Source organism: Paraburkholderia elongata (assembly GCF_013177735.1).
Lineage (GTDB): Bacteria > Pseudomonadota > Gammaproteobacteria > Burkholderiales > Burkholderiaceae > Paraburkholderia > Paraburkholderia elongata.
Genome location: NZ_WOEZ01000074.1, coordinates 63413 through 76066, shown reverse-complemented (window position 1 = coordinate 76066; position 12654 = coordinate 63413). Strand labels below are relative to the sequence as shown.

Annotated in this window: 11 protein-coding genes and 1 pseudogene; 9 read left to right on the top strand and 3 right to left on the bottom strand. The window is 61.5% G+C overall.

The features are described from left to right. Window positions 1–18 precede the first annotated feature (18 nt). Window positions 19–351, bottom strand: a complete 333-nt coding sequence (locus tag GNZ13_RS14960; protein WP_172165551.1) for a hypothetical protein — start codon at window positions 349–351, stop codon at window positions 19–21. Between the two features lie 437 nt (window positions 352–788). On the opposite strand from GNZ13_RS14960, the gene GNZ13_RS14955 reads away from it, so the two are divergent. From GNZ13_RS14955 to GNZ13_RS14930, 6 genes are all read left to right on the top strand, one after another. Next, complete coding sequence (locus GNZ13_RS14955; RefSeq protein ID WP_172165549.1) at window positions 789–1082, top strand: EF-hand domain-containing protein; 294 nt, start codon at window positions 789–791, stop codon at window positions 1080–1082. 114 nt (window positions 1083–1196) lie between these two features. Beyond that, window positions 1197–2759 (top strand): efflux transporter outer membrane subunit, encoded by a 1563-nt coding sequence (locus GNZ13_RS14950; RefSeq protein WP_172165547.1) that lies wholly within the window; start codon window positions 1197–1199, stop codon window positions 2757–2759. After that, window positions 2749–3909 carry an efflux RND transporter periplasmic adaptor subunit gene (locus tag GNZ13_RS14945; RefSeq protein ID WP_172165545.1) on the top strand — a complete coding sequence of 387 codons (1161 nt, stop codon included), beginning with the start codon at window positions 2749–2751 and terminating at the stop codon, window positions 3907–3909. Before GNZ13_RS14950 ends, GNZ13_RS14945 begins: the two co-directional genes overlap by 11 nt. Further along, window positions 3906–7037, top strand: coding sequence for an efflux RND transporter permease subunit (locus GNZ13_RS14940; RefSeq protein WP_172165543.1), 3132 nt, complete (start codon window positions 3906–3908; stop codon window positions 7035–7037). The genes GNZ13_RS14945 and GNZ13_RS14940 overlap by 4 nt, the downstream gene beginning before the upstream one ends. Window positions 7038–7053: 16 nt before the next feature. After that, the gene (locus tag GNZ13_RS14935) at window positions 7054–7767 is read left to right on the top strand and encodes a response regulator (RefSeq protein WP_172165540.1); all 714 of its coding nucleotides are present in this window, start codon (window positions 7054–7056) and stop codon (window positions 7765–7767) included. Further along, window positions 7764–9155, top strand: coding sequence for an ATP-binding protein (locus GNZ13_RS14930; RefSeq protein ID WP_172165537.1), 1392 nt, complete (start codon window positions 7764–7766; stop codon window positions 9153–9155). The genes GNZ13_RS14935 and GNZ13_RS14930 overlap by 4 nt, the downstream gene beginning before the upstream one ends. On the opposite strand, the gene GNZ13_RS14925 is transcribed toward GNZ13_RS14930, so the two are convergent. Together GNZ13_RS14925 and GNZ13_RS14920 are read right to left on the bottom strand one after the other, a co-directional pair. Further along, on the bottom strand, window positions 9100–9366 hold the full coding sequence (locus tag GNZ13_RS14925) for a hypothetical protein (protein ID WP_172165534.1): 267 nt from the start codon (window positions 9364–9366) through the stop codon (window positions 9100–9102). The two genes, GNZ13_RS14930 and GNZ13_RS14925, sit on opposite strands and share 56 nt — an antisense overlap. 443 nt (window positions 9367–9809) lie before the next feature. Continuing rightward, window positions 9810–10037, bottom strand: a pseudogene (locus GNZ13_RS14920) (IS6 family transposase); the annotation flags it as partial. 727 nt (window positions 10038–10764) lie between these two features. On the opposite strand from GNZ13_RS14920, the gene GNZ13_RS14915 reads away from it, so the two are divergent. The 3 genes from GNZ13_RS14915 (at window position 10765) to GNZ13_RS14905 (ending at window position 12621) form a co-directional block, all read left to right on the top strand. Next, entirely contained in the window at window positions 10765–10998 is a 234-nt protein-coding gene (locus GNZ13_RS14915; protein WP_236001999.1) for a hypothetical protein, read from the top strand. A gap of 330 nt (window positions 10999–11328) precedes the next feature. Then, on the top strand, window positions 11329–11943 hold the full coding sequence (locus GNZ13_RS14910; protein ID WP_236001998.1) for a DUF1214 domain-containing protein: 615 nt from the start codon (window positions 11329–11331) through the stop codon (window positions 11941–11943). A gap of 108 nt (window positions 11944–12051) precedes the next feature. Next, on the top strand, window positions 12052–12621 hold the full coding sequence (locus GNZ13_RS14905; protein ID WP_172165528.1) for a lipid-binding SYLF domain-containing protein: 570 nt from the start codon (window positions 12052–12054) through the stop codon (window positions 12619–12621). Window positions 12622–12654: the final 33 nt, after the last annotated feature.

The following is a 12654-nucleotide window of genomic DNA, read 5'->3' as shown; positions in this document are numbered from 1 at the left end:
GGCTTGCATCCGGCACATTTAACGCGGTATCACCATGACGGGTTGTGCGTAGGTGACGCTGGGAGCCGGCACGATCGCGTAGCTAGTCGGCGCCGGCACGACGACCGTCGTGTACGTAGGCGGCTTCGGCAGCGGCACGGGCGTGCCGACTGCGACAGCCACAGGAACGGGAGCCGGCGGGGGTGCCACCACATAAACAGGTTTGACCGGCGCGTAGTAATAGACAGGGCGTGGCGGCGGTGCATAGACCACGGCAGCGGGCATATAGATGACCACCCGGGCGAACGCCGTCGACGAACAGGCAAGGCCGATGGCGGTGAAAGTAGAGGCGCAGACGAGACGAATACTCACTTGATACTCCTGAGACGTTTTGAACGGCGTGGCGCGTCTTCCAGTGAAGAAGCAATGCAGCTGGTTCGGATTGCTTGAGAGCTCGCCCGAACCGTTGAGGCGCTTGAGGTGCGTGAGGCGCTTGAAGTGCTTAAGGTGCTTGTAGCGCCGCCAGACGAAAGATACGCAAAGCGCCTTCGAAACGGCAGCGCGAACTTATTTCATTTAATGTCGCGCGAAAGTGGGCTAAGCCGTACGCGTGCGGGTGTATGAAGCGCACGCTGTGTTGCGACGACAGCGCGTGTGCCTGCCGTGCCAGCGCCGCGAAAACCATGACATATGGCGACATGATTCTGAAATTGCCTTCCGGCGGCGCTTCCCCAAGAATTCGGTCTGTCATCGGACGGATCGCAGCGGTTTGCAGGCGACGCACGATGTCCCAATCGAAGGAGTCAGTCATGAAAAAGTTTTTCGCCGTTGTGCTGCTGTGCTGCGCATCCACCGTCACGTTCGCCCAAACGGCCGCACCGCAGGGTGGCAATCCCCAACGTATGGAACGCATGGCGCAGCAGCTGCAAACGCGCTTTGCGAATGCCAACACCACGCACGACGGCAAGCTCACGAGGGAACAGGCCGCCGCGGGCATGCCGATGGTCGCCAAGCATTTCGATGAAATCGACACGCAGAAAGCGGGCTACATCACGTTGCCGCAGATCGCGGCATTCATGCAGGAACGCGGGGCAGCGCACTGAGCCGCGCGGGCATCGGCGGGATCGTAGGACCTTTGACGCCACAACGCGATGAAACCTGTCCCGTCTTGCCGCCCGTGCATCGCTTGCGCGCCGAGCGTGGCGCTGAGCGTGGCAATGAGCGTGGCAATGAGCGTGGCGCGGATCCTGGCGCTGACCGTTGCGATGAGCGGGGCGCTGACAGGGTGCATGACAGTCGGCCCCGACTTCAAACAGCCGGACGTGACGCTCGAAAACCAGTGGCTGGAGAGCTTGGCCGGCGAGGCGCAGGCCGCGCCCGCCGCTCAAGCGGCCTGGTGGACTGCGTTCAACGATCCGGTGCTGAGCGCGCTCGAACAGCGCGCATACGAGCGCAATCTGTCGCTGCAAGTGGCGGGTTTACACATTTTCAAGGCACGTGCGCAACTCGCGATCAGCGCGGAGAATCTGCTGCCGCAATCGGGCAGCGTTTCAGCCGGCGCGGACCATATCAACACAAGCGGCGTCGGTCCGCTGCCGCCGACACATCTGTGGGCCGAGCATTTGCGTGTGAATGCCGGCTGGGAACTCGACTTCTGGGGCAAGTACCGCCGGCAGATCGAATCGGACCGCGCACAACTGCGCGTCTCCGAAGCCGCGTATGACAACGCGCTCGTGTCGCTATTCGCCGATGTCGCCAATGCGTACATCGATTTGCGCGCGCTCGAGCAGCGTATCGCAGTGGCGCAGCAAAACCTGAAGGCGGTGCAGCAGAGTCTCACGCTGACCCAGGCGCGCTACAAACGCGGCGCGTCGAGCCAGCTCGATGTCGAACAGGCGGCCACGCTGGTGGCCGAAACCGAGGCGCAGATTCCGCCGCTCATCAAGGCGCGCGCGCAAGACCGCGACACGCTCGCCGTGCTGCTTGCCGATCCACCCGACGCTGTCGATGCGCAACTCAAAGGCAGCGCGGCGATTCCCGTGCCGCCGACGCAGATCGATGTCGGGATTCCCGCCGATCTGTTGCGCCGCCGTCCCGACGTGCGGCAGGCCGCGCTCAACGCAGCGGCGCAATCGGCACTGATCGGCGCGGCCAAAGCGAAGCTGTACCCGTCGTTATCGTTGACGGGACTGTTCGGGCTTTCGTCGGGCGAACAGCATGGCATCGGACTGTCGCAATGGGGCAGCAAGACGATCGGCCTCTTTTCCGCGGGCATTACGCTGCCGATCCTCGATCGCGGCCAGTTGAAAAACGCCGTGCGGATTCAGGACGCCGCCTTCCAGGAAGCCGTGCTCGACTATCAGAACACGGTGTTGCAAGCGCAGAAAGAAGTGGAGGACGCCATTGCCGCGCTGCGCACTTCGCTCGATGCGCTGGCGGCGTCGTCACGCGCGTCCGATGCGTCGCAACGCGCGTTGCGGCTCGCCAATATCCAGTATCGCGCCGGGTCGGTGACGTACGACACGGTGCTCGACGCATCGCGTTCGATGCTGCGCGACGGCGACTCGCTCGCGCAGAACCAGGGGATCGCCGCGCTCGCGGCGGTGTCGCTGTATCGCGCGTTGGGCGGCGGCTGGGAAGTGGCGCAGGGGCAGCAGGTGGTGAGCGAACAGATTGCCGAACAGATGGCGCAGCGCACGGACTGGGGCCGGTTGCTGAACCCGCCCGCGAATTCCGCGCTGGCGCGCAGCAGTGGAGGTCAGCTAGAGAATGGAAAATAACAACCTGACAGAGACAAGCACGAGCTGGGCACGCCGTAGCGTGGCGAACAGGAATGAGGCAAGCCGGAACGAGTCGAGCCGGCGCCTGGGAGCGAGGCTTTGCATTGTGCTGGCTGTGGCGCTGGCCGCGTGCCGCGATGGCAGCGCGCCCGCCGCGCAATCCGCACCCTTGCCGCAAGTGAGCGTGACTCGGCCGATGCCGCGCGAGGTGCGCGAGCAGCTCGATCTGAGCGGCACCGTCGCGCCCTCGGCGACCGTCACGTTGGTGGCGCGCGTGCAAGGCGTGCTGAAGGCAATCGGCTTCACCGATGGCGCGTACGTCAAGCAAGGGCAAGTGCTGTTTCGCATCGAGCCGGATACGTATCGCGCGCAACTGACCTACGATCAAGCCGCGCTCGACAATGCCAACCAGGAACTGGTCCGGCAAAAGCAACTCACGTCCGATAACGCGACCTCCGAATCGACGCTGCAAAAAGCACAGACCACACGCGACCAGGCGCTCGCCAAACGTGACATGTCGCGCATCAATCTCGGCTACACGGAAATACGCGCGCCGTTTGCGGGCCGCATCGGCGCACGCGCATTCGACGTCGGCAATCTGGTGGGCGCCTCCGACTCCACGAAGCTAGCCACCTTGGATCGCATCCAACCGGTGTACGTGAATTTCACGCTCAACGAGCGCGACGCGAACCGCATCGGGCTTTTTACGCAGCCGCCGCGCACGGTGCGCGTCAATGTGCTCGGCGCGGCAGCCGGCAAGGGGGAGGACGCCGCGCTCGAATTCGTCGACACACGGGTCGATCCGGACAGCGGGGCGGTCAAGCTGCGCGCCGATATCGCCAATCAGGACGCGCACCTGATTCCTGGCATGTCGGTCGAAGTGCATATTCCGGCCGGCGCGCCGCAAAAGGTGCTGTTGGTGCCGGACACCGCGTTGCTGCGCGAGCAGGCGGGTGCATCGGTGCTGATCGTGAACAGCGCGGGTGTGATCGAGAAACGCGCGGTGATCACGGGTGGCCTGTACGGTTCGCAGCGGGCGATCACCTCGGGTCTCAATGCGAACGACCAGGTCGTGACCGGCGGGGCGCTGGCGGTCGCGCCCGGCGCTAAAGTGCAGGTGGTCGCCGCGGCGGCGCAGGGCCAGTCATGATCCGCTTCTTCGTCGAGCGTCCGGTCCTCGCCAATGTGATCGCGTTGATCGTGATGCTGCTCGGCGCCGTTGCGCTGATCAACTTGCCGATCGCGCAATATCCGCCGATCACGCCGCCGACCGTGCAGGTTGTCGCACGCTTTCCGGGTGCGAGCGCCGCGACCGTGATCGATCGCGTGGCGCTGCCGATCGAAACGCAGGTCAATGGCGTGGAAAACGCGCTTTACATGCAGTCGACCAGCACGAACGACGGCACCTACACACTCACCGTCACCTTCGCGGTCGGGACGGACGTCGATAAAGCCCAGGTGCTGGTGCAAAACCGCGTGTCGGCCGCCACCGCGCAATTGCCGCAAGCAGTGCAGCAGCAGGGTGTGACCGTGCGTAAGCGCTCCACGGCGATCCTGCAGTTGTACACGCTGCAATCTCCGGATCCGAAATACGACACGCTGTTCCTGAGCAATTACGCGGTGATCTATCTGCGCGACACACTGGCGCGTTTGCCGGGTGTCGGCGACGTCACCGTGTTCGGCACGGGCCAGTACAGCATGCGCGTGTGGCTCGATCCGCAGAAGCTGAGCGAGCGCTATCTGACCGCAGCCGATGTGATGCAGGCGATCCAGAGTCAAAGCAAGGACGTGAGCGCGGGCCAGCTCGGTTCCGAGCCGAACGCCGCCGGCCAGGCGTTCCAGCTCACGGTGACGATGCAGGGCGCGCTCTCCGATCCGCACGAGTTCGACGACATCATCGTCAAAGCCGATCCGAATAACGGTGGCCACTTCGTGCGCATTCGCGATGTGGGTCATACCGAACTGGGCTCCTCGAGTTACGGACAATTCTTCAATATCGACGGCAAATCCGCTGCGGGCATCGCCATCTATCAACTGCCCGAAGCCAACGCACTGGAAGTGGGCAATGCCGTGAAGGCGACCATGGCACGGCTGGCCAAAGACATGCCGAAGGGCGTCAGCTATCAATTGCCGTTCGATACGACGACCTTCGTGCGGCAGTCGGTAATCGACGTGTACAAGACGCTGTTCGAGGCCGCGCTACTGGTACTCGCGGTGATCCTGCTGTTTCTGCAGAACTGGCGCGCGATGCTCGTGCCCGCCACGACCATTCCGGTGACGATCATTGGCACGTTCGGCGCGATCTACATGCTCGGCTTCTCGATCAATCTGCTGACGCTGTTCGCGATCGTGCTGGCAATCGGCATCGTGGTGGACGACGCGATCGTGGTGGTCGAAGGGATTACGCAGCATATCGAGCAGGGCAAGACGCCGAAGCAGGCCGCCATCGACGCGATGCACGAGTTGCTCGGACCGATCGTCGGCATCACGCTGGTGCTGATCTCGGTGTTCCTGCCGTCGGCGTTTCTCGGCGGCGTTACCGGCCAGATGTATCGGCAGTTCGCGCTGGTTGTGGTCGCAACGACCATCATCAGCGCGATCAACGCGGTGACGCTGAAGCCGGTGCAGAGCGCGCGCTGGTTGCGGCACGCGCGGCCCGGCAAACCGAACATCGTGTATCGCGTGTTCGACAAGGGATACGCCCGCGTCGAAAAGATCTATGTGCGCATCGTTTCGTGGTTCGTGCAGCACTCCAGGCTGGCGCTCGTCATCGCGCTGCTGCTCGGGGCGTCGTCTGCATTTCTGCTGACACGGGTGCCCACCAGCTTCATTCCGCTCGAAGACCAGGGCTATATCCTGATCGCCGCGCAACTGGCGGATGCCGCATCGCTTGCGCGCACCCGCGAGGCGAGCGCACAGATAGAAAAGCGCATTGGCGCGATTCCTGGCGTGAGCCACGTGGTGTCGATCGGCGGCATCTCGCCACTCGATAACAACGCATCGCTGCCAAATTCCGCGCTAATCTACGTCACGCTTGACGACTGGAGCAAGCGCGGCAAAGACGAGGACCTGCGCTCGCTATATTTGCGCATGAATAGCGAACTCGCGAAACTGCCTGACGTGCGCTCTGTGGTGATCGTGCCGCCGCCGATCCAGGGCCTCGGCAATAGCGGCGGCGTGCAGATGCAGGTGATGCTCACGGACGGCTCGCAGAACTATCAGCGCTTGCAGGATGCCACCGACGCGCTGATCGCCAACGTCTCGAAGCGGCCCGAACTGCAGCGTGTGTTCAGCCCGTTTCGCGCGTCGGTGCCGACCGTCGAACTCACGCTCGATCGCGCCAAGGCCGAGTCGCTGCAAGTGCCGGTCGGCAATGTGTTCGACCTGTTGCAGGATTACGTGGGCTCGAGCTATGTGAACCAGTTCACGACGTTCAACCATACGTTCCCCGTGTTTGTGCAGGCCGACGGCGCGTTTCGCCGCGAAACCGACGACATTCGCCGGTTGCAGATTCGCAGCAACAGCGGCCATATGGTCGAACTGGGCACCTTCATCGACGCCCATCCGAGCGTAGGCCCCGCAGTGGCGACGCTGTACAACCTGGCGCCGGCTGCGGCCATCAACGGCAATCCGGCGAACGGCTATAGCACCGGCCAGGCGATCGCCGCGTTCGAGCAGGAGGCCGCGCGTGTGCTGCCCGCCGGCATCGGTTACGAATGGACCGCGATGTCGTATCAGGAGAAACTGGTCGGCAATTCGGCATATTGGGTGTTTGCCGTGGCCGTGTTGCTGGTGTTCTGCGTGCTCGCCGCTCAATATGAAAGCTGGTTGCTGCCGGTGGCGGTGGTGCTCGCCGTGCCGATGGCGTTGCTCGGAACAGCCGGTACGCTTGCCGCGCTCGGTGCGGCCAACAACCTGTACACACAGATCGGCCTCGTGCTGCTGATCGCGCTGTCGGCGAAGAACGCGATTCTGATCGTCGAATTCGCACGGCATCTGCGCGCGCAGGGCGTCGGCATCGCCGAGGCCGCGGTGGAAGCGGCGCGTCTGCGGTTCCGGCCGATCATGATGACCTCGTTCGCGTTCATTCTCGGCGTGGTGCCCCTGGTGATCGCCACCGGCGCGAGTGCGAGCGCACGCCGTTCGCTTGGCATTGCGGTATTTTCGGGGATGCTTGCTTCAACGTGCATCGCCGTATTGTTCATCCCGTCATTCTACGTGCTGTTGCAGCGCCAGGCCGAACGGCACGCGGCGCGGCATACACCGCCCGACGCTTAAACCGAGGAGCTTTCGTATGGATCGCCCCGCCAAAATCATCGTGCTCGACGACGAAGCCGAACTGCGCAACATGCTGCAGCGTTTCCTGCGCGGCCAGGGCTTCGACGTACGGATCGCCGAGGACGGCAAACGGCTCGACCGTTATCTGGAGCGCGAGCCGTTCGATCTGCTGGTGCTCGATCTGATGATCGGCGAAGAAGACGGCCTCGCCATCTGCGCCCGTTTGCGCGCGCAGGGGCAGACGTTGCCGATCCTGATGCTGACCGCCAAAGGCGATCCGCTCGACAAGGTGGTCGGCCTCGAAACCGGTGCCGACGACTACCTCGCCAAACCGTTCCTGCCGCGTGAACTGGTGGCGCGGATCAATGCGCTGCTGCGCCGCCAGAAGATGGCCTCGGGCGATGTCACCGTGACCTCGCAGAGCGTGCGCTTCGGCGATTTCAGTCTCGACGTCGGCAAGCAGCAGTTGTCGCGCGCCGGCGAACTGCTGGAGATTCATTCGGCGCAGATGCTGCTGCTCGTCGCGCTGGCTTCCTCGCCGAACCGGCCCGTGAGTCGTGACAATCTGCTGGCGCGCGCCCGTGGGCGTGAGCACGATGCGCTTGATCGCAGCATCGACGTGCAGGTGCTGCGGCTCAGGCAGATCGTCGAGGACGACCCGTCGAAGCCGCGCTTCATCAAGACCGTATGGGGCGTGGGCTACATGCTGATCGCGGACGTCGACTCATGACACGCGCGTGGCTGCGGAGGGCGCTGCCGAAAACGCTGTTGGCGCGCAATATCGTCTTGCTGATCGTGCTGGTGATGTTGAGCCAGGTCTGTGCGCTCGGCGTGTTGCTGCATTACGTGCAGCGGCCCCGCGTCGAGCGGGCGGGCGCGGTGTTCGCCACCTATGTGATGACGCTCGATAGCCTGCTTCGGGCTACGCCGCCAGGCGCGCGCGCCGAATTGACCGCACGCCTCGACGCTCGCGCGCAACTACCCGCCGAAGCCGCCGCAGAACCGCCGCCGAGTCTGATGCGCGCCTATCGCACTTATCAGCGCAACGTGTTTCTCGACAGCTTGCGCGAGCATCTGCCTGCCGACATGCCCGCGCTCTGGCAGTCCGAAGGCGGTCAACGGTTGTGGATTCGCATGCATGCGCCGGCCGATGCGCCGCACGTGCCATACTGGATCGCGCTGCCGATTCCGGAGGACGCGCAAGGCGCCGGACTCGACGCCGCGATCCTGCTGTCGCTCGGTTTGGGCGCACTGGCGGCGCTGACCGGCTACGTGATCCAGCGCCACCTCAACCAGCCGCTCCAGCAGTGGACGCGGGCGGCGCGCCGCGTGAGAGCCGGCGAAACGCCCGCGCCGTTGCCGACCGACGGTCCGACCGAGATCGCCACGGTAAGCAGCGCATTCAATCAGATGACGCATGCGTTGCAGCAAGCCGAGGCGACGCGCGCGCTGATGCTGGCGGGCATCTCGCACGACATCCGCACGCCGCTCACCAAACTGCGGCTCTCGATGGCCATGGCGATGCCGGACGGCAGCGACAGCAGCTTTGTCGTCGCCGCCGAGTCCTATCTGGACCAGATCGAGACGATCTTGCAGCAGTTCATGGATTACGCGGGCAGCGGCGAGCGTGAAGCGGCCGAGCCCGGTGATCTCAATGCGTTGATCGAACGGCTCGCCGGCGATTTCGCTGGGCTGGGTCACGAATTTGCGCTGTCGCTCGCGGTTTTGCCCGCGGTTGCGTACCGGCCGATCAGCATGATGCGGCTCCTGATGAACCTCATGCAGAACGCGATCGTCTATGGCGGCAGCGGGCTCGCCGTGCGGAGTTGGGCCACGGGCGAAGCCGTGTATGTCGCGGTCGGCGATCGAGGCAAAGGGCTTTCGGCAGAGGAGTTGGAACAGCTGAAGGCGCCGTTTCAGCGTGGCCGCAATGCTCGCGCGCATAGCGGCGGTACGGGGCTCGGGCTAGCGATTGTTGAGCGAATTGCGCGGCTGCACGGCGGCAGCCTGCAGTTTCATGCGCGCGAGGGCGGCGGCTTGGAGGTGTGGGTGGTGTTGCCGCTCACTCCTTATCCAGCCACGCATCCAGTCCCACCCGGAAGGCCACGCCCGCGATAATCGGCACGGTCATCATGAGAATGATGCCGAAGTTGGGAATCTCGTCGCCGTAAGTGATCGGCTCGTAGAGCACGACCGTCGCAACGATCGCGAAGACCACGGCGCCGACCACAACCATCAGAAGATTGCGCGACACCATGGACAGATCCTTGCGTTTTGCCTTGCTCGGCTTGGTGTTGGCAGTGGGGACTTCGTCGTGTTGGGCGGGCATGATGGTTCTCGTGGCTAGAAGAAGTGCCGCGCAAAACGCGGCTGCTAACATCAATATAAGCTGCATTATCGGCAGCGGGATAAAAAGCGCGATGCAAACGGTCACAATATGGATGCTGGCCGGCATTGAAAGCAAATCGCAAGACCGGCCGCAATCGTGCCTGCTGAGACTACGCAAGCGGGGCGACATCGCTACCCAGAATGGTCGTCAGCGAACGCGCGTTGCGCTGCCCCTGGTCTTCGAGCTCGGCACTTTGAGTTGGTGGCAACTGGGGCGAGATTTTTCGACGCTCGATTGCAACGGGGTGGCGCCGACGCAGTAGATCTTACAATGCACCTTCATTCGTTCGGGTTTCAGGCCGCCGTCGAGCTTTATTGAGGGCCTCCAGCTCAGCGAAGTTCACTCGGCATTCGTCGATCGTGACCGTTCCGGGTTCGCCGTTCCGGTCGGTTGCGACGGCAAAACGCCTTCTCCAGGACCGGTAGCAGCTTGATAGCCCAGCGGTGCGCGGTCCAATGATCGACCTCGATACCCCGCTCAGCCATCATCTCTTCAATGTTGCGCAGACTCAGCCCGTAGGCCTCGTACCAAGGCACACACATCAGGATTACGTCCAGCGGATAGTGCGGGCGTTTAAACACGCGCGCGACGCCCGGATCCAGCAATTTCATCAAGCTTTAAGATATTCATGTCGGTCCGAACATCATGGCGCATGTTTATTGCGACAAAGGCTGATATTTCCCCTTACTTAATCTGTCTGATTTTATTATTTAGTTAGGTTTGCGAAAATAATTTCGTCAATAGAAATTACGCAACAGAGCGTACCGGGCCGTTCGTTTGGAGGGGGAATGATGAGGCAACGTTTTGCCGACTCTGAAGCGCCTGACACACTTCGGAAAGTGGGAGCCATTCGCCAGGGTCTTTCTGTCTATCGCCGCTATCACATATGCATTGTTTTAAAACCAGTACGCCACTTTATGCATCGCGCATGCTTTCAATTATGTTCAAAAATAATCCCCCAGCACGTTTGGGGTTTTGTTAGTATCCAGAGCCAGATCGTAATGGTGATGAGGCGTGCGTCAACGTGGCCATATGGCACACGTTCTATTTTCCGGAGAGGTGAATTGTGATTGCTCACGCCGTTACTCGCATCTTGTCTCGCGCAGACGCGCTAGGCGCCACTTCAGAAGTTGAAGCCAATCCCTGATTAATCGTCGAATCGAGCGCCAATCCTTACGGCGGGAATTTGCTTGTCTTGAATTTCTGGTCGGTTTGGAAATTTATGTCTTGGATAGTGTGGGGAAAACATATCAAAGAAGCCAGGTAAGAGGACGAGGGAATGAATAAGCCAATGTTCGCTTTTCGCCAGTCGGCGTGTGCCTTATTGCTTGCCTATCGATGGGGAATGCTATCGCCCAAAGCCCGGCGGATGACGCGAACAAGAGCAACAATCCGCTCAATCTGGCAGCGTCATTCAACATCCAGAACTTCTTTACCCCGAGCCTGTTCGGGGTCAGCGGACATACGAATGACTTGCTTCTCCGGCCGACCATTCCCATCGAACCTGTCGGTCCCATCGGCGTTCCACAATGGACTATTTTCGCCGGCCTGAACATGACTTTCGGCAAATAGGAAAACAGACTCGTCGGTATTCGACGGCACCTCAAATTTCCAGTACCGCAAAAAACGATGAACGCCCATGGACGAATCGGAGCCGGACGTGAACAGGAAAGCCGCAACGTGGGTTAGGGCCGCAGTACTGGCATCCCTTGCGGGTCTCATTCTGGCCAAACCACAGAACAGCCAATCATTAACACGGTTCATGCGAACGACATCAAGTTCTACGAGGAGGTGAATCAAATCATTCAGGAGGAGCCCGCAGGCTCTTATGGGCCTGACATGACTGGACTTTTTGCATCCATCGGGATGGAAAAAGATAAGCCGTTCGCGCCGGACGCGAGGATGACAAAAATTCTCACCGACGCCGTGGCGGTTGGTAACGCAACTGCGCGCGCAATCGACTTCGCAAATCGCGACAAAGCGGTATTGATTTATCCCGACCGGCACTGGAACACGCCGTTCGTTGGTGGAAGCTATGAATGGCTCAACAATGGTGCCCGCAACTTTGACGCCCGGACCATGTTCTTCTACGCGGCGACAGTCGATACACCCGCGATGGTCATCGCGATGCCCGGCATCGGCTCGCAATACGCCGCTGCAAATTACGACGCAACGGGTAAGCCGTTCGACGGCGCGAAGGACTACACGCTCCACGTTTCGCCTAACGTGCCAGTGAAGGATTTCTGGTCGGTCGTGCTGTACGACACGCAGACCCGCTCGATGCTGCAGACGGACCAGCAGTTCCCGAGCCTCTCAAGTGAAAAGGGGCTCATGAAGAACCCCGACGGATCGGTCGACCTGTACTTCGGACCCAAAGCACCTTCAGGCAAGGAGAGCAACTGGATTCAGACCATACCAGGAAAAAGCTGGCTGACGATTTTCCGGCTGTATGGTCCGCTTGCACCGTGGTTTGACAAGAGTTGGAAGCTTAACGACATTCAGGAGACGTCTCACTAGCGCGGGTGCGCGAGGTATTGCTGTTCGATTTTCAATTTCATCAAAGGCCTTGACCCTCGCAGCTTTCATGCGAGGGCGTACAGCCCGATAAAATAAGGAAAGCTCACGATGTCAATCAAGTCCCTTCGCCTGACCGCATTGCTCCCGCTTCTGTTCGTCGCTGCCTGCTCGGGGATGGGCGGCTCTTCAAGTAGCACTTCATCGCGTGCCGACCTCGAACAGGAAGCGCGCACGGCGCTCAACACGCTGTACACAACAACACCCCGTGCGAAGGAAGTGGCCGCGCATTCGGTGGGCGTCCTTGTCTTTCCGAGCATCTTGAAAGCTGGCCTGCTGATTGGCGGCTCCGGCGGCAACGGTGTTCTGTTCGTGCCCGATGGACATGTGCTCGGCTACTACAATGCGACCTCGCTGTCGTACGGACTGCAGGCGGGCGCGCAGAGTTTCTCCGAGGCCATGGTGTTGATGAAGCCGTCAGCGCTGAATTATCTGAACAACAGTAGTGACGGATGGTCGATCGGTGCGGGGCCGAGCGTTGTTGTCGCGGAGTCGGGAATGGCCTCTGATTTTTCGAGCACGACCGCGCGCTCCGATGTTTATGCGTTCATCTTCGGTCAGTCTGGGTTGATGGCTGGAATCGGCGTGCAGGGACAGAAAATCAGCCGGCTGAGCCCATGATGCTTACCAGGCAGGCTCCACCCACGCGGCAGC

Excerpts from the sequence above, each read along its gene's own strand:
- GNZ13_RS14905 (WP_172165528.1), top strand. The coding sequence starts at position 12,052 with ATGTCAATCAAGTCCCTTCGCCTGACCGCATTGCTCCCGCTTCTGTTC.
- GNZ13_RS14945 (WP_172165545.1), top strand. The coding sequence starts at position 2,749 with ATGGAAAATAACAACCTGACAGAGACAAGCACGAGCTGGGCACGCCGT.
- GNZ13_RS14925 (WP_172165534.1), bottom strand. The coding sequence starts at position 9,366 with ATGCCCGCCCAACACGACGAAGTCCCCACTGCCAACACCAAGCCGAGC.
- GNZ13_RS14940 (WP_172165543.1), top strand. The coding sequence starts at position 3,906 with ATGATCCGCTTCTTCGTCGAGCGTCCGGTCCTCGCCAATGTGATCGCG.
- GNZ13_RS14910 (WP_236001998.1), top strand. The coding sequence starts at position 11,329 with ATGACAAAAATTCTCACCGACGCCGTGGCGGTTGGTAACGCAACTGCG.
- GNZ13_RS14930 (WP_172165537.1), top strand. The coding sequence starts at position 7,764 with ATGACACGCGCGTGGCTGCGGAGGGCGCTGCCGAAAACGCTGTTGGCG.
- GNZ13_RS14955 (WP_172165549.1), top strand. The coding sequence starts at position 789 with ATGAAAAAGTTTTTCGCCGTTGTGCTGCTGTGCTGCGCATCCACCGTC.
- GNZ13_RS14935 (WP_172165540.1), top strand. The coding sequence starts at position 7,054 with ATGGATCGCCCCGCCAAAATCATCGTGCTCGACGACGAAGCCGAACTG.
- GNZ13_RS14950 (WP_172165547.1), top strand. The coding sequence starts at position 1,197 with ATGAGCGTGGCAATGAGCGTGGCGCGGATCCTGGCGCTGACCGTTGCG.
- GNZ13_RS14915 (WP_236001999.1), top strand. The coding sequence starts at position 10,765 with ATGGGGAATGCTATCGCCCAAAGCCCGGCGGATGACGCGAACAAGAGC.